Here is a 26,134-nt window from a genome sequence, read left to right as displayed (position 1 = left end):
GAATTGATATACTTTCACAGGATCATCCTGTCCGTCTCTTAAAAAAAATACCTGATGAACCGTTTATTATTAGCAGCCTTATTTGCAATCAGCCTGCCGGTATCTGCACAGCAAAAAATGCCTGTAGCCGCTATCCTCAATGAATTTCAGCATCGCCCGGAACACATCATGGTGGCGGCACATCGCGCTTCCCATAATAAATACCCGGAAAACTCACTCGCTGCTGTAAAGGAAACTATTGAACAGGGAATCGATATCGTGGAAATAGATCTGCATGAAACAAAGGATCATATCCTCGTGGTCATGCACGATGAAACCATTACCCGTACCACCGGTAAACCCGGAAAAATAAAAGACTATACCTACCAGGAACTGCAACAGTTTCCTTTGCTTTTTAAAGGACAACCTACCACCGAAACCATCCCTTCCTTTGAACAGGTACTAAAGCTCGCCAAAGGAAGGATCATCGTAGATGTGGATTTTAAAGAAGATAGTGAATCCGCCGCGAAGCAAGCCTATTCACAGATTGCGGCGCACGGCATGGAAAACCAGGTGTTGTTCTTTATTTATGATCATCATACGGCGCCTGTGCTGCACAGCTGGAACCCGAAGATCCCTATAATGCCCCGCGCGCACAGCGTCGCGGAAATAGCAGCAATACAGCAGATGGCTGCAAAGCAGGGCAAGTTCCCTGTGATTCACGGAGATCCTTCTTTTTACTCCGATTCCCTGATGAAAAGCATCACCACCGCCGGCACACGGGTATGGATGAACGCTTTGGGAAAGTATGATAAACTGGAATCGGAAAAGGACGATGCCGGTTTTGATCAGCTGCGTAAAGAGGCCGCCTTTGCCAATGTGATCCAGACGGATTACCCGGAGAAGTTATTGGCTTACCTGCGCAGAAAGGGTTTGCATAAGTAAAAACAATGCTTATAACAACCCCTGCTGGGCAGCAATTTTAATCAGCGCCGCCACATTTCTTACCTGGAATTTCTGGATCAGGTTTTTCCGGTGCGTTTCTACGGTTAAAGGACTCAGGTTAAGCTGCTGCGCAATGTCAGGGGTGGTTTTACCATCTGCTATGAGGTGCAGTATTTCCTTTTCCCGTTTGGTCAGCTGCGGAATTCCTTTCAGTTCACTGATAGACGGGCGCGCCATAATTTCTTTGGCGCCTTTGCTGAAAGTGATCATGCCGCTGAGGGCTTCCTGGATACAGGCCACCAGTTCTTCGGAAGAAATATTTTTTAAGAGGTAACCGGTAGCGCCGTTCTGGATCATCTGGAGGATCATACTGCGTTCCGAATGATTACTCAGCGCCAGTACATGTGTATCGGGCGACAGTGCCTTAATTTCCCGGCATAGCTCTATCCCGTTGGCATCCGGCAGCGTAATATCCAGCAGCAGTACATCTACTTTATTTTCTTTCAGGAAAGACATAAAAGCCAGTCCGGAAGTAAAGCACCCGGTAATTTGTATGCTCTTCACATTAGTGAGTAACTTTTGCAGTCCCTCAAGCACAATCGGATGATCGTCTACAATAGCCAGTGTGGCGGGATTAATCAACATGTAATTCAATATTTATAGTGGTGCCTTCGTTCACGATGGAGTCGATATCAATTTTTCCTTTCAGGAATCCCACCCTGTTGCGGATGTTGCTTAACCCGATCCCTTTCTCAGTACCTGCGGCCTGCATGTCAAAACCCTTGCCATTATCTTCCTGGGTAATAAAAAAGATATGATCATTCTGGCTGCATTGCAATATGATGTTGGAAGCCTGTGCATGGCGGATCGCATTGGACAGCAGTTCCTGTACAATGCGGTAAATGTGGATCTGCACTTCTTCCCGGAGGGTATCTTCAAATCCCAGGTCCTGGAAGTCGATGTGGGTAGCCTCGCTCATGAGCGATTCGCAGAGGTCTTTGAGCGCTGTTTTCAAGCCAAACTTCAGCAGGTTAACGGGCATCATATTATGAGCGATGCGCCGTAGTTCCGTAACGGAATGATCCAGCTGGAGGGTAATTTTTTCCAGCTCTGCGCGTTGGCCCTGTGAGTAGGTATCTTCAATTTGTGCGGAGAGGTTTATTTTGGCGCCTGCAAGCATACCTCCCAGGCCATCATGCAGATCCCTGGCAAGGCGGCGGCGTTCCTGTTCTTCACCCTGTAACACGGCCTGGCTGAACTGTAGCTGTTGCTGTTGTTCAATTTCGTGCAGGTGTTGCCGGTAGGTCAGCTCTTTTTGCGCCGCCAGCTTTTGTTTGCTGCGGTAAACGAAGATCGCAAACAGCAGTATTACCAGTAAAATTACGCTGGCAGCGCCCAGCAGCCAGTTTACCAGCCGGGCATTTTTGGTGTACAACGCATCCTCGATACTTTTGGCTTTCAGCGCATCAATTTCTTTCTGCTTCTCTGCGTTCCGGTATTTAATTTCCAGGGCATGAACATCGTTTGTCAGCCGGGCTTTGGAGAGACTATCACTTAGCTCACTGTAACGCTTCATCCATGTGTAGGCGGGCGCCATCTCGTGAAGGTTTTCACAGGTAAGCGCCATGCCGTAAAACAACTGGAGCCGGTTAGCAGCGAGCTTCATCATTTCTTCCTGCTGCATGAGCAGGGTGGCCATTTCCTTTGCTTTTACAAAATTATTATCATTGAAGTAGGCATAAAACTGTTGCATTTGTAACCGTTGTTCTTCATACCGTAAGCCTTTTTTCCTGGCCAGTTGTATTCCTTTATCAAGACTGGCCAATGCATCTTTGAACTTCCCTTCAAGGGTATAATACATACCTTCCGCGGCGTAATGATCCAGCAGGTATTCGGATTCCGGGAAAGGCGCCAGCAACTTCCAGGCGCTGTCCAGTGCCGGCCTGGCTTTGGCATTCTGAGCTGACAGGGAATAGTTTTCCGCGATAGTATGATAGGCGGTTACCAGCTCATGGGTGGGAGAGTGTGCATCCCGGAATATTTCTATGGCCTTCAGGCAGTATGTCTCTGCTTTATCAAACTGCCCTGCATTTTTAAATACGATGCCCACTGCCAGGTAGTTTTTTCCCACCACTGTCTGATCGCCGGCCTGCTGCGCCAATGGAATCGCCTTATTCAGTAAGATGTCTGCAAATGCTTTGTAGTCGTCTTTCCGCTGGGCAATAACGCCATAGTCGTACCATGCCTTCGCCCGGAAAGAATAAGCCTCCGCTGTTTTAAACCTGCTGAGTAATGTATCTGCTTTCAGGAAGTTGGCCTGGGCTTTATCAAGGTTCGACTTATTCTGCGTATTTGCTTCGTAATAATAATAAAGCGCCTGCAGGAAGGGATTCTTTCCACCGTATTGTTTACCCTTTTCCAGGTATTGTGATGACTTCACAGTGTCTTTTGCGGCCCAGTATTCCGACAGGGAATAGTGCGCCCGGGCGCGGATGCTGTCTGATGTAGTCTGTTGCAATACACTTTCAAGGCTGTCTGTATGCGCCTTTTCATTCAGCGGAGGCATCTGCCCACTACACCAGGAACTTACTGCAAGCAGGAATATCAGGAAAGATCGTCTTCTCATAAAGCCAAAATATAAAACAATTGCTTATACATGATCGTTGCCGGCAAAAATACCTGAAAACAGGTATAAATAAATCATTGTATGCCGGTATTGTGCAAACAGCCCGCCCAGGGTACATTTGCGGGGACGATGATAAAGTTTTTAACCATCTGTATTCTGAGGAATTTATAACAGGGCTGCCGAAAACTGTGCATTAAAAAGAGTAGGCATTTTACAATTGTCATTTATGAAAATACTTAAAAAGATTTTGTTCCCGGCTTTAATGGTAGCCGCATTGTTTACTTCCTGTAGCAAAGACGACGACAAACCAGCCGCTACCTCCCACAAAGTAGTTTTTAAAGCCATCGGCTCCACTGGTGTAGAATTGGATATTGCTGTGTTTGGATATGATGATCAGGCAACTACACTCTCCAACCTGAGTGGTAATACCTGGACCAGCAATGAAATTACAGCACCGGCTTCTGCAAGGAACGTGAAAGCAGTGATCAATGGTATAGGACCAAATGCATCTGCAACACTGAAAGTACAGGTATTGGTAGATGGGGAAGTGAAGGCAGAAGGAACTTCTTCCGGCACCGTTCTATCCGGGCTTGCTTCTTACAATTTTTAATTTCTGATCATATGGGAAAAGGAATGCCAGCAGTTTTGTTTCTTAAAAGCCGCCATTCTTTTTTGTCAGGGCTACCCGTTTTTGCGAGGTACCTGTTAAAGGAACCTAACTGAAAAGGAAATGATGCCGGTTGGTATCTACCGCCTGGCAGGACTACAATTACATAATCAGATTTACTTTGAGTTGATAGCCTTTGGATCGTAAGGATTCAAGGGCTTTTTTCTGTTATATCAGGAAAAGCGAAGGTAACGGACTTTCTTTGGCATATCGGGCGCTAAAAATACAAATTTCAACTCTACGGCAATGGCGGCCGTGAAACTTTATCCCACAATCTATTCATGACCACCTGCTGGATCACTGCCTCCCGGTAATTCCGGCTAATGGGGATCTGGTGCGACTGAATACAAATTTCATTTCCCTGGATACTGTCTATTTTATTCACCGCCACAATGTAAGACTTATGCACCCGGATAAATGCCTGTGCGGGTAATTGCTGTTCCAGGTTTTTGAGGTATAGCAGGGTCATATATTTACCCTTACGGGTGTAGATGCTTACGTAGTTCTGCATGCCTTCCACAAAAAGGATATCTTCCACCTGGATCTTTTCATACCGGCTGCCACATTTGATAAAGAAGTGATCCGCGCTGGTTTCTAAGGGCACAGCATCGTTTTTAATGCCGGGGTTTACCAGTTGGTAGTAGTCTCTTGCTTTGGTGGCTGATTTAAAGAACCGGTCGAATGTAATGGGTTTTAATAAGTAGTCCAGTACATTTAGCTGGAAGCCTTCCAGCGCATATTCAGGGAACGCCGTGGTGATAATTATCATAGGCGGATTTTGTACCATTTTCAGGAAATCCAGTCCGCTGAGTTTTGGCATTTGTATGTCCAGGAAGATCAGGTCTGCCGGTTGCCGCTTTAACAGGTTTACCAACTCTACGGGGTTTTCACAGATGCCTGTCAGTGTGAGGAAATCTACTTCCTTTACATAATTGGCGATGCCTTCCCTGGCCAATGGTTCGTCGTCTGTAATCACGCAGTTGATCATAATAAAGGCATTTAAGTAGATAACAATTGTGGCACCCTCAGTTCGGCCAGCTGGAGCCGCAGCTTTATTTCAAAGCTGCCGGTTTCCCGGAGGATCTTCAGTTCATATTGACCGGGGTATACCAGGTCCAGGCGCCGCTGCACATTTTTTAAACCGATACCGCCATAATCAATAATGGGTGCGCTGTATTCGTCTGCTGCGCTGCTGTTGGAAACAGTGAATGCCAGCAGCGGTCCTTCGAGATGCAGTTGTATCCTGATCCAGTTAGGGCCATCGGCATGTTTGGATACATGCTTGAAAGCATTTTCCACAAAGGTCATCAGGATAAAAGGAGCGATGCTCAGGTGTGACACCGGCTGCCGGTAATATTCAAAAGTAACTTCCACGTTGTTATTGAGCCGCAGCTTTTCCAGCTCAATGGAATTTTCCAGGTAGCCGATCTCTTTGCCGAGGGAAATTTGTTTATCGTTGCACTCATACAGCTGGTACCGCAGCAATTCCGAAAACTTCGCCAGTGAAGCGGAAGCCACATCGGGATTTTTATGGATCAGGAAGAAGATGGAGTTAATAGTATTAAAAAGAAAATGCGGATTAAACTGGTTCTTCAGGAAGTTAAGTTCTGTTTCCAGCTTTTCTTTTTCCAGCAGTTGCTGTCGTCTTTTTGTTTGCAGCCAGCTCCGGGTCAGCTTTATGCTCATGGCCAGTGTCATGCTGGCGAGGGTGGAGGGCAGGGCATTGCCAAAGAAATGCAGGAAGCAATAATCTCCCGGCCCGAAAAGCTCCGCAAATGTTTTCTCCGATACCGCTGAGCAAAGATAATACCCGCCAACAATAGCGCAGGCGGTTGCGGCTATGGTCATTACCAGCAGTGTAATGTAGGCAGTATACCGGCCCTTCTCCAGGTATTTCGGAATCAGGTAATACAGGTTGAAATATACCGCGGCTGCCTGGAATATCACATAAAACGCAAACTTGATATAGAAAGGGAATAGAATAATAGAGTTCGCAGCTTTCACAGGATTCCCTATTGCCACTACCCACCAGAGATAATGGTAAAGACACCAGAAGGGGATGTGGTAAAGTTTATATTTCAGCAGCCAGTTCCGGCTTGTGGTGGTATTCAGCATATAAAAAATTACCTGTTACTAAAGATAGCCACATTTTGGGGATTCTTCTCCCGTACTATATCAACGGCAGCAAATAAATGACCATCTGCGCAACGCAGCTGCTGAACGGCTGCATTCCCGGTGTTTAAGGGGTTTTACCGGGAAACAGCCCGTTTTTTGCAGGTGGTCAATTTCCTGCTGCCCGTGGTCATCCGGGTTTTTCCATCGGGGAGAATACGCATTTATTTGCAGCAGAAGTTATCTTTTATGAACTACTTACTCCTTACCTTATTCTTCCTGCCATTTGTTTCGGCTGCCGGCCAGTCTGCCGCACCGGATAGCCTGCCCCTTTTAAAGCAGCTGAAAGAAGTGATGGTGCGGGCAAATAAACCACTGCTTCAGCAACAGGCGTATGGAACGGTTGTTAATGTACAAAGCAGCGTACTTACAAAAGGAAGTTCCGTTCTCGAAGTACTGGAACGCGCTCCGGGTGTAAATATCGACCGGAGAACCAACGGGATCGCCCTCAACGGCAAAAGCGGGGTGATGGTGATGCTGAACGGTAAACTGTTGCGCATGTCTGCCGACCAGCTCATGATCTACCTGCAGGGCCTGACGGCCGCCGATGTAGAAAAAATAGAACTGCTCAATACTCCTCCTGCAAAGTATGACGCCTCCGGCAATGCCGGGATGATCAATATTGTAATAAAGAAAAACCGGAACCAGGGGAATTTCTCCCTTACGGGTGGCTATGGCTATGGGGAGAAAGCCGCTGCCAGTCTCAATTTTGGCCGCACCATCCGAAACGCCGGCGTGTATGGAAGCTATTCTTTTTCGCACGACCAGGCCTATTACGACTGGTTTGCCCGCGCCACTGATGATATGCAGTTGCTGGGAGGCCCCAGCTCCTCCGATTTTCTCAGCGTGATAAAGCCGGTAGGAAACACGCATAATATTATACTGGGAGCAGATGTGAACCTCACCCCGCGGCTTACCATCGGCGGCAGTATCAACGGTAACATCAGCCGGGTGGCAGATCATACGATAAATCACGGGGAATACCTCGTGAACAATACTACTGCCTATAACATGGATGCAGATATCAGGGTTAATAATAACTGGGATAACCTGGGCGCATCGGTGTACGCAGAAAAGAAAATACGCGAAGGGGAACAGCTGAATATCGACCTGGATTATCTATATTATAAAAACAACCGCCCCTCTTCCGCTACCAGCTCCTTTGTAGATAGCGCCGGCCATACGCCTGGTACCAACGACACGCTTTTTGCCCCGGTACAACAAACCTTCTCTGTGTCGTCGATGCGCATCGGCGTGTTTAAAATGGATTACAGCAGGCAACTATCTTCCAAAATAAAAATTGAAGCAGGTATAAAAGGAACCTATACAAAAAACAACAGCAACTCCAGGATAGAAAGTTTCCTCGATGGCGCCTGGGTAAGCAGTACCGCCGCTACCAATAATATCATCATGAAAGAAGCGATAGGAGCTGCCTATGGTTCGCTGGAAACGCAGCTGCATCCGGCACTCCGGCTGGTAGCTGGTTTGAGATATGAATACTCGCAAACACAAATGGATGATCCGCAAAAGAAACAACGGATCACCGGCCGGACACTCGGTAAATTTTTCCCGGGCATTTTCCTGACATGGAAGAAAAAGGAAGCGGAATGGCAGCTGTCTTATACAAAAAGGATCAGCCGACCTGCGTATAATGACCTGGCCTCCTTTGTTATTTACTCCGGGCCTACCTCGGTGGAAACCGGCAACCCCATGCTGAAGCCAACCATCACCAATAATGTGAAGCTGGGATATAACTATCATGGCTACTCGTTTTCCCTGCTCTACAGCAAGGATGATGCGCCGGTGGCCCGCTATCAGCTCACACCCAATCCCGCCGGCGAAGTAATATGGGTGTCTCCGCAAAACCTGCTGTTCCAGCATAACCTGTCCCTCCAGGCACTGGCGCCGTGGAAGGTGAACGACTGGTGGAACATGAACTTCGGATTTACCGGTGGCTGGCGGCAGTTTAAACTGGACTTTACCGCCACACCGGTACAGAAAGCATATTTCGGCTTTAATACCAATTTCTCCGCCACCTTTACATTACCTGCCCGTTTCAATCTCGAAATCTCCGGCTGGTATAACAGCGCGACGTACGATGGTTCCAAAAAAGCAGATCCATTCGGTGCGCTGAATGCAGGACTTAAAAAAGAATTAAACAATAACGGGGGAAGTTTGCAACTAACGGTAACGGATATACTACGCACGGTGCGTATCAGCAGTTATTTCGGTACGCTGGCAGAAGAGGCGTTTAACCTGAAAAGTAAAGTGACCTTCCAGGCAGAATCAGGTAAAGCGCAAATCATAAAGCTGACATGGGCGAAGACGTTCGGAAACCAGCTACAGCGCAGGCAGCGGAGCGGGACTGCCGAAGAAAGCAACCGGGTAAGGAAATAGCATTACTTCCGAAACCGGTGAACTGGCCGCTGCGCTGGAGGAAACTGCCTGTTATGGGGAATGTATCTTCCAAATTATCAATACTATACAGATAGCTAATTTCGTATAACTATAATCCCTTTACAGGCGGCATCTTCAAAAATAAATTCCGGTTTTAACATTGGGTTAATAGTGGGGGCTTATTTTGGTTTCCATATTCTAAGATGCATGTCTGCAGAGATATTTTTTATCAGGTTGTATAATGTTAACTACCAGAAAGTCTATGACTTTTCTTATAAGCTTTGCGGTGACCGCCACCGTGCTAAAGACATTACCCAGCAATGTTTCCTCCGCCTATGGGAAAAAATAGATACGATCAGCAGTGATACAGAAGACATATTTCCCCTGCTGTTTGTGATCGCCAAACGGGTAGTGATCGATGAAAGCAGGAAGGCCACCACGTCGGCGTTAGCCCATAAAGATATCTACCATACCAGCCCCGGAACCGTAGATGAAACCGAAAGCAGGATGCACTATAAACAGCTCAGGCACCGGCTTAGCAATGTGCTGCAGTCCTTGCCGGATAAACCCCGCAAGGTATACCAATACCGCGATTCCGGTTACTCCCATAAAGAAATTGCTGATATGCTGAACATCTCCATCACCACGGTACGTACCCATTTAAGGACCGCCACACTCCTCATTCGTAAAAATATAGGGAATACCACTGTTATCATTGCCATCGCCTGCACACTGTGGGCATGCGGTAAGGATAAGGATCCGGCTACTCCCACAGGCCCCGTTACCACCGCGGAAATAAACCGCTGGATCCTGGACAGCATGACCTACTTCTATTACTGGAAAGATGGCCTGCCGGCAAACCCCGATCCGTCGATGGAGGCAGCTGCCTGGTTCGGTCAGCTGAAAAATGCGGACGACCGCTTTTCCATTATTTACGATCCTTTAGTACCTGCTACTTACCCGGCCGGCCTGCGCAGCATATATGGAATGGAAGCTACCGTGATCAGCTACGCCAAAGCGCCGGGCGGAGCACTGGGCGTTGTACAGCTGGTACAACCCGGATCGCCCGCTGCCTCAAAAGAACTGAAACGCGGACAACTCTTTACACGCATCAACGGCACACTGCTCAATACCGGCAATGCCGCCTCCCTGCTCGCCAAACTGGTCACCGATAAAAAAGGCGACCTCACAATGGCCACTCAAAGTACAGACGGCGCCATCACTGAAACCACGATCCTGAAAGTAACTGCCGGTGGAATCACACAGGAACCTGCCATACAGCAGTCAGTAATCCTGGATAACACTACTCCTAAAACAGCCTACCTTTGCTTCAACTATTTCGATGATACACAGAGCGCCGCGTTATTGCAAACATTCACCAGCTATAAACAGCAGAACGTAAAACAGCTGGTGCTGGACCTGCGCTATAGTCCGGGCGGCAGCACTGCTATGGCAGCCATACTCACCGCGCTTGTCGGGAACAATATTAATGCAGAAAGTATCTTTGCCAAATATACCGGTAACAGCCGGCTGGGAAACCGCATCATGACCTTTGCGCAAACAATGGCGCTCCCGGAAAGCGGTACGCCGGTTGCCTTTGACCAGGTAAAGCCTTTACAGCTGCAATTAAGTAAGATCTATATATTAACCGGTACACACACTGCTTCCGCCGCAGAAATGATCGTTAATAACCTTAAACCCTATACGAATATCATACAGATAGGCCGCACCACCCTGGGTAAAGATGAGGGTATGATCACCATTGCAGATGGCCGCAACCCTAAGCGCATCCCCTGGGTACTGATGCCCATTACCTATAAGTTACAGAACGCAGCAGGAGAGGGCGGTTATAGTACCGGTATTGTGCCGGCCTATCAGATAGATGAATTGGCCTCGTTACCACTGCAACCACTGGGCAACACCGCCGATCCCCTCACCGCCAGGGCGCTGGAGCTGATAGGCGTTGCCGGCGGTCGTATTTCCAATAGCGGGTTAAAAACCACCCAAAATGCCGCCACATCGCCTGCTATGGCCTATCCTGTATTGATCAGCCGCCCCTGAACGGCTCCGTGAACCCTTTCCAATGTTACCAAAATGTGAAGTCCGCTTTTTTACCTACTCACTTTTTAATGCCCATACGTACTGTATGTATAGTCCTGGTATTTAGTTACATCATTCAAAATAAAAAAGGTGATCACGAAGCAATTACTGGATCGTTATTTTAAACAACAATGTTCTGCAGAAGAACGGATAACTGTTGAAGCGTACCTGCAGGGAGCAGATCACACCCTGCTGGATGAATTTTTACATGGCAAATGGGCAGAAGCAGCAGCAGGACCCACCATACAGGTAGTGCCACCTGCTATTGAATTGCCATCGCATACAAAAGTACGGCACATGGGTCTGAAATGGGCGGCCGTATTCACTGGTATGCTGATCCTCTCCGCTGCCGCATATTTCCTGTTTTTAACCTCCGGAAAGAAAACGCCGTTGAACCCTATCGCCCGCCAGCAGTGGAAGGAGTTAAATAATCACGGCAACGATATCAGGTCTGTGGTAATGGGAGACGGCACCCGCATATGGCTTAATAAAAATGCCGTGCTCCGTTATCCTGATAATTATAATGAAGCGTCCCGTGATGTGGAACTGATTGGAGAAGCTTATTTTGAAGTAGCGCAAAACAGCAGTCTGCCTTTCCGCGTGCACACGGCGCATGTAACCACTACCGCCCTGGGAACTGCCTTTAACATCAGTGCATTCACCCGGCAGGATACGGCTATCTGTATCAGTTTACTGGAAGGAAAAGTAGCCGTGGCATCGGCCGACAGCAACGATACACAGGTACTCACACCGGGAATGGCCGTGAACTTTGAAGGAAATAATATGCAGGAAGCCATCACCGACAGCGCGGTTTTTAATGCTACCGGCTGGATGAAAGATAAAATCTATTTTAATAATGCCACGTTGAAAGAAGTATGCAGAAGATTATCCTGGCAGTATGGTGAAAAGGTGATTGCAAAAGGGGATGCAGGTCAGCAGCGTATCTCAGGGATGTTTAATACGTCAGACGATTTCAAAACAATTATATCAGCCATCACCTTCGTACACAAACTACAGGTGAAATATACACCGGAAGGATGCACAATCACTAAAAACTAATTACATACCTGTTCATATTTTTTAACCTGTCAGCAGTCGAAACTACTGTGCAGCTATACCATTGCCCATATGGGGCGTTTTTAAAAACAATATAAAAGCTATACGATCAATGATGCCATTTGTACGCAGATTATGCTTAATGATGTGTTTTGTTTCTCTCCTCAACAGTTCACTTTTGCACGCCCGGCAATACCAGGGATTATCGGAAACGGTAAAACTCCCTGCCGGAAAACAACCGGTGAAAGACATCCTGAAATCATTGCAGCAGCAGGGAAACTACAGGTACCTGTATGATCCCGCCCAGGTGGAATCTTTAAGCATCAATATTCCCAAAGGCCCCCTTTCCTTATCCAGATTATTACAATTACTGGATCAGCAACTTCCGCTCGACGTGGAACTGAAAGACAATATCATCGCTATCCGTAATGAAGACCGTAAAGCTGCTGCGGCCAGTAAGGCGCTGACAGGCACTTTGCAGGGAAAGATCTTTAATGACCAGAATGAATCTATACCCGGCGTTACCATTTTTGCCGGGGATAATAATCATGTTACTACTTCCCGGGTAGATGGTACTTATAGTCTTCAGCTGCCGGAAGGTACGTACAACATACGTTTCAGCCACCTGGCCTTCTCTCAGTCCACCTTTAACAATGTGGTGGTAAAAGCGGGTAAGGTAACATTGAAAGATGTAATGCTGGCTACCTCATCATCCAATCTCAAAGGAGTAACGGTAAGCGCCGCGGCAAAACGGGAAACGATTTCCGCGCTTTATAATAAACAGAAAAATGCCGCAGGCTTATCCGATGGCATCAGTGCAGAACAGATTGCCCGCACACCCGATAAAAATGTGGGAGAGGTGCTGAAACGCATCAGCGGGGTAACAACAGTAGATAACAAATACGTGGTGGTACGTGGTATGAGCGAACGTTACAATGCCGCTATGCTCAATGGCCAGATCATGCCCAGCACAGAACTGAACAGGAAGAACTTCAGTTATGATATTATCCCCTCTAATATTATTGATAACATCACCGTATATAAAACCATCACACCAGACATGAGTGCGGAGTTTGGCGGCGGACTGGTGAACGTGGAAACAAAAGCCATTCCTACTGAAAACTTTTTTACCATTTCCATTGGTGGCAGCATTAATGATAATACTACCGGCAAAGCATTCAACAGCCTGGAAATTGGAGGCAGCGAGTATCTCGGCAAACCGTCTTCTCACCGTAATCTCTTTGGAAAACTGAACTGGAAAAACCTGGATGACATCCTGGCCAATACCAATCCAAGCAGTACAACAGGTGGTGGGCATGTACTAAAAGATCCGGCTTCTATCTCCAACAACTGGAAAGTATACCAGAGGAATGCACGTCCTTCGCAAAACTACCAGTTGTCATGGGGACATGTGCTCAATCTTGGTAAAGACCGGCAGCTGGGTTTGATAGCAAGTGCCAGCTATCGCAACACCTTACAAACGCAAGACGTGCGGATGGGAGGGAAAGACGGATATATGTATGCACCCAGCCTGGTAAATGGGAGTGACTCCGTTTTGTTCAAAGGTAAACAATACGGTTTCTCCACCAATACCGGATTCCTTGTGGGAATGGGATATAGTGCTGGCAAACATAAAATAAGCCTGCAAAGTCTTTACCTGAACACACTGGATCAGCAGCTTCTCATGGGAAAGGGAACAGATGGCAGCGGTATTGCAGATGCACCGCCGATGATTGGTTTTTATGACAACGTGCAATGGACAAAATTATGGCAAACACAATTGAAAGGAGAGCATGTAGTTGGTGGTAAAGGCATTAAAGTACAGTGGTCTGGTACTTATGTGCACCTCGACCGGCAACGGCCGGATAATCACTACCTGCGTTCACCTGCTCCGGCCGACAGCCTTACTACTTCTCCTATCATGATGGTAGGCCCTCCACAATCCCGCGGTATTGATGGCGCCATGCGCTGGTGGACACGTGCTTATGAATCGGATCTGAACTGGGATCTGAACACCGTAGTGCCCTTCCGTTTTAATATCGGGAATGCCACCGTTACCAATACTTTTAAAGCAGGGTATGCCGGCTGGTATAAGGACCGCTCCTTTTTCGTAGCCCGTGCCGGCACAGGTGGATACAATTCTAAAACTCCCCAGCCGATAGATTATTTCTTTAATCCTGCTCATGAAGGTTATATGTTTGCATTTGATGACTTCTCTGATAATTTCCAACGCAATGCTACTCTGCACGCCGCTTATGGCATGTTTGATCACAAACTGGCTGGTAAGCTCCGGCTGGTATGGGGGGTGCGGGCAGAATATTATGACATCAACCGGATTAATGAGGTGCTGGAAAAAAGTATCGGTGAAATTACAGACCATGACGCTTACGACCTGAGCGCATTGTATAACAGGGAAAAGAACTGGAACCTGTTTCCTTCTGCCAGTCTCACTTACAGCCTTACGCCTAAAATGAACTTCCGCGCAACATACGCCCAGAGCATTATCCGGCCGGATCTGCGTGAACTGTCCTTTTTCAGCGAATATGATTTTGAACTGGGTGGAGAATATAACAGCTCAACACCTATCGTATCCAGCAAATTAAAACACCTGGATTTCCGGTATGAATATTACCCCGGTCCCGGTGAAATCTTATCCCTGTCTATTTTCTATAAGAAAATAGCTAACCCGATGGAGATCTACCAGGCTAACGCTGTTAACGAGTTCTCCCTGCGTAATAATCACCAGGCGGAGAACCGGGGGGTGGAGATGGAAGTCAGGAAATCGTTGTCTTTTATTGATGTGCCGGTGATCCGCAACCTCACCTTGTACGGCAATGGAACCAGGCTGTTTTCACGGGTGCGGAAAGCCACTAACCCTACTTATGTGGAAGAACCAGCGGGATCAAAGAAGATGGTGCTGAAACAGGATATCGGGGATTGGGAAGAAAGACCACAACAGGGGGCCAGCAACTATATGATCAATGGGGGTGTGTACTACGATGTGAAATTCATATCCGTTAGCATCCTGTATAATTATGTGAGTAACCGCCTGTTCATGCCTAATCAGAATTCTTATTTATCGCTGTATGAACGCCCGGTAGAAGCGTTTGATGGACAAATTGCCTTTCACCTGCTGAAGGATAAAATGTTATTTCGCGCCAATGTCGGTAACCTGCTCAACAGCTATTCTATCATATATCAAAATGCGGGAGATGGAGATATGGGAGAAGGGAAGAAACATCCTGTAAAGGACATGTTGTATCAGGAAAACAAGGACTTATTATTTTATCAGGCAAAGCCAGGCAGGACTTACAGCTTTACGCTGGGATATAGCTTTTAACAATAGGCAGGCATTTTACTTAATCTGAATGTATTCATACCGGTATATACAGTTTCGAACATTGTTATTTTCTAATTTAAATCCTTTATTTGATGACCAGGTTTAACCTCTACGCCGCAGCTGCAACTATCCTGGCTGCCAGCGTGTTCACAGCATCTTGCAAAAAAGATGTACAACAGGACAACCGTCCTGTAAGTGCAACCCAGATTGTGCCCGCAAACGGTGCCACTCTCAGTGGTATCTTAGGTACCGGAAAAACTATCCGTGATACCATTCACCTCACAGGTGGTACTTACCTGCTGAGCGGACTGGTATACATCGATACCCTCGATGTTATCCAGATCGATGCCGGTTCTGTTATTAAAGGAATTCCAGGTACTCCTGGTGTTGCCCCAGGCGGTGGTCTGGTAGTTTCCCGCGGTGGAAAAATTGAAGCCAACGGTACTTCTACTTCTCCGGTTGTGTTTACTACCAATAGCGCATCTCCAGCTGCCGGTCAAACTTCCGGTATCATCATCCTTGGAAGAGCTTCTACCAACAATGGCGATACAGCCAAAGTGGAAGGTATTGGCGGTATTCCTCCATTGACTCCTTACTACGGAGGTTCTGTTGATACAGACAATTCAGGTAAACTGAAATATGTTCGTATCGAGTACGCAGGTTTTGAACTGGCAACAGACAATGAAATCAATGGTCTTACCCTGGCCGGCGTTGGTAGCGGAACTGAAATCGACTACGTAGAAGTGTACAAAGCAGCTGATGATGGTATCGAATTCTTTGGTGGTACTGTAAATGTAACACACGTAGTAGTTGTTAACCCGCTGGACGATGGTCTGGATTTTGACAACGGTTACCGTGGCCGCATTCAGTATGCACTGGTAGTAGAAGATTCTACCCGCGCAGATAAGAGCGGTTCTAATGGTATCGAATCAGACAACAACAACATCGGTCAGCCACGTTTGCCGATTACTAAACCACTGATCGCCAACCTGACTATCATTGGTCTGCCTAACCAGGCCCTGGCTACCAAAACTACTTTCCTGCCTTCTTCTACCGGTAAATATGGTGTAGCAGCACAGTGGAGAAGAAGCAGCCGTTTTGAAGTGTACAACTCCGTATTCCTCGGCTTTAACAATGGTATTTTGCTGGACAACACCGTTCCAACCGGTGGTACTGCAGCAGACCAGACTACTCAGCAGAGATATAGCGATGGTACTTCAATCATTAAAAACAACATGGTACATGCTTTCAACCTGGCATTTACCAGCAGCCCTGCATATGCCGGCACCAAACCTTATCCTGATGGCGTTGACAACAACACATCATATGTTGCTGCTGATCCAAATGCTTCCCTCAAACTGGTTGCTCCGTTCAACAGAAGCACTGCTGGTTTCTACCTGCCAAGAACAGGTACTCCTGCTATTGCTTCACCTGCTTTAACCGGTGGTTTAACTACAGGTTTACCAGCTGGTTTAACCGGTACTACCTACAGAGGCGCATTTGATGGTACTACTGCCAACAATTGGGCCAGCGGATGGACTGTTTTTGCTTATTAATTATTCTTTATGGCGTGGCTGGTCTGTTTTGCAGATCAGCCACTTTTTAATCAACGTTTTATAAAATGAGGTATTCTACTGTAATATTTTTGTTGGGCATATTATTCGGTATGCAGTTGCTGTCTTGTAAAAAGGGAACATTGCTGGAAGGGGAGAAATTTGTGGAAGTATATATCCCTTTTGTGTTTAATACCGGTGATACATTGGATTTATTGGTAGATGGGAAACTCGCACAAACCCAAACAACAAGCAGAAGCTTCTTTAACGTGGTGCTGAAACAAAAGAACCAGTTAAATATCAGTATCCGGAAAACCGGTAGTACTGATGTACTAAAAGATACTACGGTGACGGTTAGTTCTGAAAAGATATCACTCGGCTATGCATATGAACCTTCATTGGGATTTAACCGGTTTGTAAAGCCAGGTGATTTTGAACGGCCCTCCAGTGATAGTATCGCTTTCATCCTTATAAATAAATATACCGGCTTTGGCTCAGGGAAAATAAATGTTACTATCTATCGCAATAACAGTAAAGACTATACGGCAAATCCTGCCGATTCCGTTACTACCATAAGAAATATTGCCCTGGGCACAATGTCGGAGAAAATCGTATTACCTGCCAACAGTGAAGATGGTACCAGAAATCTGTATGTTGCCATAATACGGGATGCGGTAAGTGGTGTGGATGGCTACCAGGAATATTACACAGATTACGGGATGCCGGCGAATTCTGCCTCTGTTTTCATTAATGAAGATAATGCTGCCAGCGCCGTAAATGGTGTTATTAACGGCATTTCAATTGTCCCTTATGTTTATGACACCGGCTCAAAAATATATATGCTTCCCGACGTAATGGTAACATTCCAGTTATAATACCTTATAGCCTGGCCCAGCCAGGCTTTTTCCCCCTTTCCCTCAAAAATATTCCCCCAATCATCCGGTTTATTTACTTTTCTGTCCGTTTTATTTTATTTTAACGGGAATCCGGTATAGCCGCAGACGTAGTAATAAAACTGTGTGAACCCATGAATGTAAAACCAGGATCAATACTGGAAAGCAGAATCATATGAGGGAGGTATCAGCCTGTTGCCATCTTTCAAAAATAGAAAAACAACCGGGCACGTCAAATGGGCGCAAACATACCAGGTATTTCCAAAACCGGGCAGCCGGAAAAAAGAGAAATGAAAATAAAACTTCTAATTATTTATATGAACAAAACCCGTATGTCACGTAAACTGCTGATGATAGCACTGCTGGCTGGCAGTATTTCCTGTAATGAAGCAAAAAAGCAGGATAAGAAACCCGAGTGGGTGTCCCTGTTTAATGGAAAAGATATCAACGACTGGATCGTGAAAATCCATCACCATGAAACAGGAGAAAACTTCGGAAATACTTTCCGGGTGGAAGACAGTATCATCAAAATACGCTACGACCAGTACGGTGATTTTAACGATCAGTTCGGGCATCTCTATTACAAACAACCCTTCTCGCATTATCATCTCAAATTTGAATACCGGTTTGTGGGAAAATGGTATCCGTCTGCGCCGGAATATACCCTGCTGAACAGCGGCGTAATGTTTCACTCCCAGGACCCGCGTACCATGCCTAAAGAGCAGGATTGGCCCATCTCAGTGGAAATGCAGCTGCTGGCCGGTTTGGGAGATGGAAAGCCACGGCCCACCGGTAACATGTGCTCCCCGGGCACCAATGTGGTATACAAGGGAAAACTGGACGAAACGCATTGTATTGAATCTACCTCCAAAACATATGATGGCGAGCAATGGGTAAGGGGGGAACTCATTGTACTGGGCGATTCCCTGATCACACACATCATCAACGGCGACACCGTATTACAGTATTCCAAACCGCAGATTGGCGGCGGCGTGGTAAAGAACTACGACACTACCATTAAAGTAGATGGCAAACTACTCTCCAAAGGCTTTATTGCCTTGCAAAGCGAAGGACAACCCGTTGATTTCAGAAGAATAGAAATATTGAACCTGGAACATTAACAGGTATAAAAAAGTATGCTGCTCCGGTTATTTCTTCTTGTAAATACATAATTTAGTCCCATGAAGGAAACCATTTTAGACAACCCCGCCTGGGGTGCGTTAACCAGTGAGCATGCACGCTTTGCACAAGGAACAGACCAGGCTAAAAGGTACCAGCGGGAAGTTGCGCCCTTTGTTGCCGCCCGGCAAACGAATGACGCCAGCATCGCTGCACTTGACGCTTTGATTGATGCGGGGGAAACATTTTATATCATCGGCGAATTGCCCGTATTACCAGGCAGATGGACAGTAGAAAATGAATTGCCCTGCGCCCAGATGGTACGGAGAGCTATGCCCGTACCTTTATCAGAAGAAGACGCGGCAATGATTTCCCTGCTGGGACCGGAAGATGCCGGCGATATGTATGAACTGATCAATAGCATCCAGCCCGGCTTTTTTAATCACGGTACCCGCCTGATGGGCAATTACTATGGCATCCGGCACAACGGGCGGCTCATCGCTATGGCTGGCGAACGGATGCAGCTAACCGGGTTTACAGAATTAAGCGCTATTTGCACACACCCGGAGCATACGGGACGCGGATATGCGCAAAAGCTGATTACACAGTTATGTTATCAGCACGACAGCGCGGGCATTACCTCCTTTTTACATGTAACCCGAACTAATGAACGGGCGGTCCGTTTATATGAACATATGGGCTTTGAACAAAGAAGGAACATCAGTTTCTACCGGGTGAAGAAGTAAGGGAATGGAGCTACTTCCCATACACCGCCTGCACAATAAAATAAAATTTGCTACCAATGGCCGCAAACAACGACCCAACGCCCGGTCCAAACCGGGAATCAATACACTATATGGGAAATGTGGGACAGTATGGATAGTGCATGGATAGTCCATAACATAAACATACCCATGTCCGGGGCATTGCCGAAGCATCCGGGAAGTAATCAATCAGTGCTGCTTTTTCTTATTATCTGCCGGGGAGAGTTTTACGGCTTTTACAAGCCACGGTAAAGAAATACCCTGCCCGATAAGGGTAAACAACACCACTACCACGGAAATAAATATGATCGCATTCCGCTCCGGGAACGGCGCATCGTCTTTCAGCGTCAACGGCAGGCCGATGGCAATAGCCAGCGATACAATGCCCCGCATACCGGACCAGCTGATGATCAGGCTGTTCTTGAAATCAAGCAGGGCGTTTTCAGTGATCCTGCCCTTGCCCTTTTTGAACGCCTGGTCTAAATTGATCTGTTGGAGGAATACCCTGCCCATGCGTAACAGCAGGGCGGCTACTGTAATAATAAACCCATAGCCGATATATGGCAGGATCTGGTCACTGGGTATGCTTTTAATGATATAGGGAAATTGCAGCCCGATGATAATAAAGATAAGCCCGTTCAGCAGGAAGATGATAATATCCCAGATGGACCTGGACTGCTGCTTCAATTTCTCCGGGAAAACCTTCCCGCTGATCCTTGCAATTACCAGGCCCAGCACCACTACGGCAATCACGCCGGATACATGCAGTTCTTCTGCCATCAGGTAGGTAACAAAAGGCATGAGCAGCATAAAGCTGATGGTAACCAGGTCGTTTTTATGCACCTTTTTCAGGATCACGGCCAGTATCCTGCCCACCACTATGCCTGCCAGCGCGCCGCCGGCCATAAGTATAATAAATTCCAGCGTAGCCTTCCAGAATACAAAGGCGGTTCCAGTGGCTGCCGCAATCGCAAAGCGATAGGTTACCAGCGCGGAAGCATCGTTGATCAGGCTTTCCCCTTCAAGGATGGTGATCGTTTTATGTGAAAGCCCCAGTCCTTTGGTAATGCTCATCGCAGCCACGGCATCTGTGGCCGACAGGATAGCGCCCAGCACAAAAGCCAGCGGCCAGCTCATACCGGGAATAAGATAATGCGCAATCACCGCTACTGCCCCAGCTGTTAAAAATACCAAACCAATTGCCAGCGTGCCAATAGTGTTGAAGTTGGTCTTAAATTCCTGTGGGGAGATGTTAAATGCAGCGTCATAGAGCAATGGCGGGAGAAATATCAGAAACACAATATCGGGGTTCAGCGTAATATTTGGCAGGGCAGGAATAAATCCAATGCCTATTCCCGCAGAAATCAGCAGCACCGGGTATGGTAACTTTATCTTGTCTGCCACCGCAGACAGCACAATCATAATGGCCAGTATAAAAATGACGATGCTGTAATTCTCCATAACATTTGCTTGTTTGCAAATGTATAGTTTTAATGAGATAACCGGTTCACCTGGCAGATTGCTCTACCAGGCTCACCTTAATACGCTTATACATACTTCTTTCATCGAGCGATTTCTCCAGTTCAGATAAAAGCTGCAAAAGGTCTGCGCTGGCTTCGGCCAGCCATTTCCTGTTTTCTTCTTTGATCACCTGCAAAACAGGACCGATCTTTTTATGCATTTGCTTACCGGCAAGCGTCAGGGATATAAGTCGTCTCCGCGCATCTTTGGTATCGGGCGCTGTTTTAATAAGACCATGCGCCTGCATCTGCTCCGCAAACTGTACCACCGCAGCATGACTCAGTTGCAACGAAGAAGAGATCTCCGTAATAGCCATCACTTTTTCACGGCTCAGCAATTCCAGGATCAGGTACCATTTTGCTTCAAAGTCCAGATCCGATTCTTTGTATATCTGGCTCACATCCTGCGACAAGCGTTCCGCCAGCCGTTTCAAACGGGTGGCCAGGGCCAGTTCTTCCAGTTCGGTAACTAAGTTCATACAATAAAAGTATAAATTTTTATCCTGCCCTGCGTTTTTCCTCTTCGGCGCCGCCGGTCTTCTTTTTAATGTTACCGGCGCCATTCCCGCCAAATTTATAATTGAAGGTGAGCGTGGCTACCCGCGTATCCCTTTTCTGCTTAAATGTTTCGCCATAGCCGGTAAGCCGGGTTACCGCATTGGTTTGATTGGTAAAGAAAATATCGGCCACATTCAGTTTTACGGATGCCTTCCGGTTCCATAGCTGCCGCTGCGCACCGGCACTAACAAACCAGAAACTGCCTATATCCAGGAAACCGTAGTACGACCGGCTTTCATAACTGCCCGTCACTTCAATAGTCGTCACCGGATTTAAAGTGATCGTGTTCACCGAATTGAAATTGAAGGATACCCTGCTCACGTTAAGATCCGTATTTACCAGGTTACCGCTGTAGCGGCCGTAATACACCAAGGCGGTATTAGTGCTGCTCAGCCACTTGCGGATATTTACAGGGAAGCCCAGGCTGAGATTATAATAATCGTACTTCGCCAGGTTCCTGCCGGTTTGGATCACCGCACCCGGTGCTTCATCCGGCGATAATACGGTAAGGATATTATCACGGGTACGGCTATACCCTAATTTAGTGGTGTACTGCTGCCGGAAGGTATGCGTTACTTCAAACGAGTTGGTGATTTCCGGCAACAGGAAAGGATTTCCGGCAGAGGAAGTCAGCGGGTCAAGGAATACTTTAAAAGGATTCAGCTGGCGGTAGGAGGGCCGGTTAATTCTGCGGCTCACCGAAAGCCCCAGGTCGTGCGTGGCATTGAATTCATAGCCTGCATATCCGCTGGGAAACAGCTGGGTGTAGTTCCGGTTAAATGTCTCGGCGTTGGTTACCTGGAATCCGTCGGCCTGTGTATTTTCTACCCGCAGGCCCAGCTGGATGCTTAAACGCTTCCATTTTCCGGAGGCATTTACATAAGCGGCATTGATATTTTCTTTATAAATAAAACGGTTGCTTTTTCCCTGGTCTAAAACATTGCCGCCATTGCTCCTGTCAAAAAACTGCACATCGTTATCTGATTTCACCCAGCTGCTTTTAACGCCCGCGTCCAGTTTGGCGCCAATCATTTTCAGGGGTTGCGTGTAATCCACTTTCACAGAACGGATACTCAGCTCGCCGTTTAAGTCGCCAAAAAGCGCATAAGGCGTTTTGCTTTCCACCTGCCGGCTATCGTAGTAGCGGGTAATATAATTTTGTTTTTCGGAAGAGGAGAAACGGGCGTAGTCCAGGTCGGCGGTGAGTTCCCGCCCGCTGGTATCCAGCGTGTGTTTGTAATTCAGGTTGATGCTCCGGTTGTTCCTGCCGGGATAGTTATCACCCAGTGTAATAAAGGAACCCGTATTTGCCTGGTGCGCATCAACAGATTGGGCTACACTATGGGTGGTAATGTTGCTGGCATTGAACATGCCATTGGCAGCAAAGCCCACTACTGCATTTTTACTGATGTTGTAATCAGCTCCCAAACGCACATTGTGATTGTTGTTCCGGAATTTGAAAAAGTTCTGGTAGTTGTTGCCGCCGGTATAGGCATTATTTTCATCATAAAACTGCCTGTAAATGGTAAGATCATTTACCTCTTCCCGGTAATTATAATTATAAGAGCCGAAAATATTGAGGCGTTGCTGTTTGCTGTTGAAGTTGAAAGATGGATTTACTTTGGGATACCTGCCCTGGCTCAGGCTGAGAGACGCATTCCCGTTGGCGCCGGATTTCTTCCCTTTCTTCAGCCGGATATCGATAATACCGGCGTTGCCGGCGGCATCATATTTAGCAGAAGGGTTGGTGATCAGGTCGATGGTTTCAATCTGGCTGGCCGACATATTCCGCAGCATATTGGCCAGGTCCTGCCCCGACATGGGCACCTGTTTGCCATCTATCATAATAAGTACGCCCTGTCTCCCCCGCATGGCAATATTATCGTTCTGGTCAATGGTAATACCAGGCGCCTTTTCCAGTACTTCCAGCGCCGTGCTGCCGGCGGCGGAAATGGAACCTTCCACGTTCAGTACTGTTTTGTCGTATTGCTGCTGGATAAAGGGTTTCACCGCTGTAACCGATGTTTCTTTTAATGCGGTTGACTTCATCTGCAACGCGATAGTACCGGCCGCTGTATTTTTTTCATGCAGGAACGGGGCAGATTCATATCTCCCGAAAATCATACTCTGCGTGGCAATCACATAACTGCCCGCAGGGATTTGCTCAAAGGTAAACCTGCCGGTGCTGTCGGCGTATTCAATTTTTACCATCTTCTTATCCGTGGCGTTCAGCAATTGTATCACCACGTCTTTCAGCAAAGCCGAATCATCGGCACGGAGCTGGCCGCTGATGTTAAAAACCGGAGCTTTTACTTGCGAAAGGCAGGTATTTATGTAAGTGGTGACGGAAATTATAAAGGCAATAAATAAGACCGTTTTCTTTTTCATCTGTAGGGGTTTATTTCTTGCTAATGTAGATTATTTACGGGATTTGTACGCTATGACGGGAAGGTTATTACAGGAAATATAGGTATGTACTTACCGGATGTTTTAGAAGATGATGAGCGGCAAATATACAAACGGCTGATAGATGCTATCAGCCGTTCCATTTTGGGGGAGATTTATTTTTTCTCATAGTGCAAACACACCACGCCCGAATCAGGAAAGGCCGTACTTGTCACTAATTTCAGGGCTACCCGTTCCTTAATATCTTTAAACAGGGGAATGCCTTCGCCTAATAGTATGGGATTTACAAACAGCCAGAATTCATCTACCAGGTGGTGTTGCATGAGCGACCGGGTGGCGCCGGGACTGCCAAACATGATAATTTCTTTGCCGGGCAGCTGTTTCAGGGCATTGATTTTTCCGGAGATGTCATCACTGATCACCGTGGTTTTATCTTTCTGTACTCCATTCATCGTGTTAGACAACACGATTTTATCTACCTTATTATACCAGGTGGAATGCTCAATATCGTGTTTACTGGCATTGGGTTGGTCGGCGGCATTAGGCCAGTAGGCGTCCATCATTTCGTAGGTAACCCTGCCATATAAGGCGGTATCCGCTTCGTTGGCACGTTGTGCGGCGAAATCAAATATTTCATCGCCCACACTGATCCAGTCCATTTCTCCGGCAGGTCCGGCTACAAAACCATCCAGGGAAACATGCATGAAGGAAACTATTCTTCTCATAATGATATGTTTTTAAGTACAGCACAAACATACCCCGGAAATTGAATACCTATGTGGTGCAATTCTGACATTTATGGGCGGGATTCCGTCAGGGATATTGCTGATCAAGTCCGCCTCAAAAGCGTAGATGAAGCGTACTTAAAGCGTAGATGAAGCGTACTTAAGGCATAAAACAACAAAGCCTCCCCAAAGGGAGGCATTTGTTTTATAGATTGTCAGTATTGCCTAAAGTAATTTTAGCACTTCTTCTCCCATCGCGTTGGTACCCAGTATTTTATCGGCCGGCGTTTGCTTGTCGGCGATATCCCCGGTCCGGAAGCCGGCTTTCAATACACCATCAACAGCGCTGATCACGGCTTCTGATTCTGCCTTCATGCCAAAGGAGATATCGAGTAACAGGGCAGCAGATAAGATGGAAGCCAGCGGGTTGGCTACGCCTTTACCGGTAATGTCGTGCGCGGAGCCATGAATAGGCTCATAAACACCGGTGCCATCGCCAATAGAGGCGGAGGCCAGCATGCCCATTGATCCGGCTATCTGCGATGCTTCATCGGTCAGGATGTCGCCAAACAGGTTAGCTGTAACCACCACATCAAAGCGGCGCGGGTCCTTGATCAGCAGCATTGCGGTGGCATCCACAAACTGGTGTTCCACTTCCACGTCAGGATATTCCAACGCTACCTTTTGTACTACTTCACGCCAGAGACGCGAAGTTTCAATTACGTTGGCTTTATCTACGGAACACAGTTTTTTCCGCCTGGTTCTTGCCGCGTCAAAAGCTTTACGGGCAATGCGTTCTACTTCATAGCGACTGTATTCCGCTATGTCATAGGCGGTGTCGCCGTTATTTTTTCTGCCTTTCTCACCAAAGTAAATGTCGCCGGTCAGCTCCCGGAAGAACAGGATATCGGCGCCCTTTAATATTTCGGGTTTGATGCTGGATGCGCCCAGTAATTCATCAAATAATTTAATCGGACGGAGGTTGGCATACAACCCCAGCTCTTTGCGCATTTTCAGCAGGCCCTGTTCGGGTCTTACTTTGGCAGAAGGGTCGTTATCGTATTTAGGATGACCTACCGCGCCAAACAGCACGGCATCTGACTTACGCATCTTTTCCAGCGATTCGTCCGGCAATGGGTTGCCGGTAGCTTCAATGGCTACGTGGCCTATCAGCGCTTCATCATAAGTAAAGGTGTGCCCGAATTTCGCAGCAATTTTATCCAATACTTTTTTTCCTACTGCAGTTACTTCCTGTCCGATTCCATCACCCGGAACTATTAAAATATGTTTGGTAGCCATTCAGTTGTTATTGAT

Annotated in this window: 19 protein-coding genes; 10 read left to right on the top strand and 9 right to left on the bottom strand. The window is 47.0% G+C overall.

Annotated features, from left to right (window positions below):
* Positions 1-54 precede the first annotated feature (54 nt).
* The gene (locus ACMXI2_RS13710) at positions 55-924 is read left to right on the top strand and encodes a glycerophosphodiester phosphodiesterase family protein (protein WP_483782128.1); all 870 of its coding nucleotides are present in this window, start codon (positions 55-57) and stop codon (positions 922-924) included.
* Between the two features lie 9 nt (positions 925-933).
* Here ACMXI2_RS13710 and ACMXI2_RS13705 read toward each other — a convergent pair whose 3' ends face one another.
* Positions 934-1,569 carry a response regulator transcription factor gene (locus tag ACMXI2_RS13705; protein WP_483782127.1) on the bottom strand — a complete coding sequence of 212 codons (636 nt, stop codon included), beginning with the start codon at positions 1,567-1,569 and terminating at the stop codon, positions 934-936.
* Entirely contained in the window at positions 1,559-3,550 is a 1,992-nt protein-coding gene (locus ACMXI2_RS13700) for a tetratricopeptide repeat-containing sensor histidine kinase (protein ID WP_483782126.1), read from the bottom strand. The genes ACMXI2_RS13705 and ACMXI2_RS13700 overlap by 11 nt, the downstream gene beginning before the upstream one ends.
* A 226-nt stretch (positions 3,551-3,776) precedes the next feature.
* On the opposite strand from ACMXI2_RS13700, the gene ACMXI2_RS13695 reads away from it, so the two are divergent.
* Entirely contained in the window at positions 3,777-4,160 is a 384-nt protein-coding gene (locus tag ACMXI2_RS13695; RefSeq protein WP_483782125.1) for a hypothetical protein, read from the top strand.
* Between the two features lie 295 nt (positions 4,161-4,455).
* Here ACMXI2_RS13695 and ACMXI2_RS13690 read toward each other — a convergent pair whose 3' ends face one another.
* Both ACMXI2_RS13690 and ACMXI2_RS13685 read right to left on the bottom strand, forming a co-directional pair.
* Positions 4,456-5,205: a LytR/AlgR family response regulator transcription factor gene (locus ACMXI2_RS13690; protein WP_483782124.1), complete on the bottom strand. Its 750-nt coding sequence runs from the start codon at positions 5,203-5,205 to the stop codon at positions 4,456-4,458.
* An 11-nt stretch (positions 5,206-5,216) separates the two neighbouring features.
* Positions 5,217-6,332, bottom strand: coding sequence for a sensor histidine kinase (locus ACMXI2_RS13685; RefSeq protein ID WP_483782123.1), 1,116 nt, complete (start codon positions 6,330-6,332; stop codon positions 5,217-5,219).
* A 246-nt stretch (positions 6,333-6,578) separates the two neighbouring features.
* Between ACMXI2_RS13685 and ACMXI2_RS13680 the strand changes: the two genes are divergently transcribed.
* The 8 genes from ACMXI2_RS13680 (at position 6,579) to ACMXI2_RS13645 (ending at position 19,593) form a co-directional block, all read left to right on the top strand.
* A complete protein-coding gene (locus ACMXI2_RS13680; protein WP_483782122.1) occupies positions 6,579-8,786 on the top strand; it encodes a TonB-dependent receptor domain-containing protein in 2,208 nt (735 codons plus the stop codon).
* A gap of 207 nt (positions 8,787-8,993) precedes the next feature.
* The gene (locus tag ACMXI2_RS13675) at positions 8,994-10,847 is read left to right on the top strand and encodes a sigma-70 family RNA polymerase sigma factor (RefSeq protein ID WP_483782121.1); all 1,854 of its coding nucleotides are present in this window, start codon (positions 8,994-8,996) and stop codon (positions 10,845-10,847) included.
* Positions 10,848-10,976: 129 nt separating this feature from the next.
* Positions 10,977-11,945 (top strand): FecR family protein, encoded by a 969-nt coding sequence (locus tag ACMXI2_RS13670; protein ID WP_483782120.1) that lies wholly within the window; start codon positions 10,977-10,979, stop codon positions 11,943-11,945.
* A 109-nt stretch (positions 11,946-12,054) separates the two neighbouring features.
* Positions 12,055-15,282, top strand: a complete 3,228-nt coding sequence (locus ACMXI2_RS13665) for a TonB-dependent receptor domain-containing protein (RefSeq protein WP_483782119.1) — start codon at positions 12,055-12,057, stop codon at positions 15,280-15,282.
* Positions 15,283-15,374: 92 nt separating this feature from the next.
* Positions 15,375-16,838 (top strand): hypothetical protein, encoded by a 1,464-nt coding sequence (locus ACMXI2_RS13660; protein WP_483782118.1) that lies wholly within the window; start codon positions 15,375-15,377, stop codon positions 16,836-16,838.
* Between the two features lie 110 nt (positions 16,839-16,948).
* On the top strand, positions 16,949-17,710 hold the full coding sequence (locus ACMXI2_RS13655) for a hypothetical protein (RefSeq protein WP_483782117.1): 762 nt from the start codon (positions 16,949-16,951) through the stop codon (positions 17,708-17,710).
* A gap of 335 nt (positions 17,711-18,045) precedes the next feature.
* Positions 18,046-18,849: a 3-keto-disaccharide hydrolase gene (locus ACMXI2_RS13650; RefSeq protein ID WP_483782116.1), complete on the top strand. Its 804-nt coding sequence runs from the start codon at positions 18,046-18,048 to the stop codon at positions 18,847-18,849.
* A 60-nt stretch (positions 18,850-18,909) separates the two neighbouring features.
* On the top strand, positions 18,910-19,593 hold the full coding sequence (locus ACMXI2_RS13645; protein ID WP_483782115.1) for a GNAT family N-acetyltransferase: 684 nt from the start codon (positions 18,910-18,912) through the stop codon (positions 19,591-19,593).
* Positions 19,594-19,800: 207 nt separating this feature from the next.
* On the opposite strand, the gene ACMXI2_RS13640 is transcribed toward ACMXI2_RS13645, so the two are convergent.
* From ACMXI2_RS13640 to leuB, 5 genes are all read right to left on the bottom strand, one after another.
* A complete protein-coding gene (locus tag ACMXI2_RS13640; RefSeq protein ID WP_483782114.1) occupies positions 19,801-21,072 on the bottom strand; it encodes a Na+/H+ antiporter in 1,272 nt (423 codons plus the stop codon).
* 46 nt (positions 21,073-21,118) lie between these two features.
* On the bottom strand, positions 21,119-21,610 hold the full coding sequence (locus ACMXI2_RS13635; RefSeq protein WP_483782113.1) for a MarR family winged helix-turn-helix transcriptional regulator: 492 nt from the start codon (positions 21,608-21,610) through the stop codon (positions 21,119-21,121).
* A 19-nt stretch (positions 21,611-21,629) separates the two neighbouring features.
* Positions 21,630-24,077: an outer membrane beta-barrel protein gene (locus ACMXI2_RS13630; protein ID WP_483782112.1), complete on the bottom strand. Its 2,448-nt coding sequence runs from the start codon at positions 24,075-24,077 to the stop codon at positions 21,630-21,632.
* A 173-nt stretch (positions 24,078-24,250) separates the two neighbouring features.
* On the bottom strand, positions 24,251-24,820 hold the full coding sequence (locus ACMXI2_RS13625; protein WP_483782111.1) for a dihydrofolate reductase family protein: 570 nt from the start codon (positions 24,818-24,820) through the stop codon (positions 24,251-24,253).
* A gap of 225 nt (positions 24,821-25,045) precedes the next feature.
* Positions 25,046-26,119 carry a 3-isopropylmalate dehydrogenase gene (gene leuB / locus ACMXI2_RS13620; protein WP_079472131.1) on the bottom strand — a complete coding sequence of 358 codons (1,074 nt, stop codon included), beginning with the start codon at positions 26,117-26,119 and terminating at the stop codon, positions 25,046-25,048.
* Positions 26,120-26,134: the final 15 nt, after the last annotated feature.

It is taken from the genome of Chitinophaga sp. G7 BAM 1005 (genome assembly GCF_057126945.1).
The sequence above is the reverse complement of the archived record's forward strand: the minus strand, read 5'-3'. Positions and strand labels throughout refer to the sequence as shown.

Bases quoted from the DNA above. Each gene is read 5' to 3' on its own strand.
- ACMXI2_RS13710 (WP_483782128.1), top strand. From the start codon at position 55: ATGAACCGTTTATTATTAGCAGCCTTATTTGCAATCAGCCTGCCGGTA.
- ACMXI2_RS13705 (WP_483782127.1), bottom strand. From the start codon at position 1,569: ATGTTGATTAATCCCGCCACACTGGCTATTGTAGACGATCATCCGATT.
- ACMXI2_RS13700 (WP_483782126.1), bottom strand. From the start codon at position 3,550: ATGAGAAGACGATCTTTCCTGATATTCCTGCTTGCAGTAAGTTCCTGG.
- ACMXI2_RS13695 (WP_483782125.1), top strand. From the start codon at position 3,777: ATGAAAATACTTAAAAAGATTTTGTTCCCGGCTTTAATGGTAGCCGCA.
- ACMXI2_RS13690 (WP_483782124.1), bottom strand. From the start codon at position 5,205: ATGATCAACTGCGTGATTACAGACGACGAACCATTGGCCAGGGAAGGC.
- ACMXI2_RS13685 (WP_483782123.1), bottom strand. From the start codon at position 6,332: ATGCTGAATACCACCACAAGCCGGAACTGGCTGCTGAAATATAAACTT.
- ACMXI2_RS13680 (WP_483782122.1), top strand. From the start codon at position 6,579: ATGAACTACTTACTCCTTACCTTATTCTTCCTGCCATTTGTTTCGGCT.
- ACMXI2_RS13675 (WP_483782121.1), top strand. From the start codon at position 8,994: ATGTCTGCAGAGATATTTTTTATCAGGTTGTATAATGTTAACTACCAG.
- ACMXI2_RS13665 (WP_483782119.1), top strand. From the start codon at position 12,055: ATGATGCCATTTGTACGCAGATTATGCTTAATGATGTGTTTTGTTTCT.
- ACMXI2_RS13660 (WP_483782118.1), top strand. From the start codon at position 15,375: ATGACCAGGTTTAACCTCTACGCCGCAGCTGCAACTATCCTGGCTGCC.
- ACMXI2_RS13655 (WP_483782117.1), top strand. From the start codon at position 16,949: ATGCAGTTGCTGTCTTGTAAAAAGGGAACATTGCTGGAAGGGGAGAAA.
- ACMXI2_RS13650 (WP_483782116.1), top strand. From the start codon at position 18,046: ATGAACAAAACCCGTATGTCACGTAAACTGCTGATGATAGCACTGCTG.
- ACMXI2_RS13645 (WP_483782115.1), top strand. From the start codon at position 18,910: ATGAAGGAAACCATTTTAGACAACCCCGCCTGGGGTGCGTTAACCAGT.
- ACMXI2_RS13640 (WP_483782114.1), bottom strand. From the start codon at position 21,072: ATGGAGAATTACAGCATCGTCATTTTTATACTGGCCATTATGATTGTG.
- ACMXI2_RS13635 (WP_483782113.1), bottom strand. From the start codon at position 21,610: ATGAACTTAGTTACCGAACTGGAAGAACTGGCCCTGGCCACCCGTTTG.
- ACMXI2_RS13630 (WP_483782112.1), bottom strand. From the start codon at position 24,077: ATGAAAAAGAAAACGGTCTTATTTATTGCCTTTATAATTTCCGTCACC.
- ACMXI2_RS13625 (WP_483782111.1), bottom strand. From the start codon at position 24,820: ATGAGAAGAATAGTTTCCTTCATGCATGTTTCCCTGGATGGTTTTGTA.
- leuB (WP_079472131.1), bottom strand. From the start codon at position 26,119: ATGGCTACCAAACATATTTTAATAGTTCCGGGTGATGGAATCGGACAG.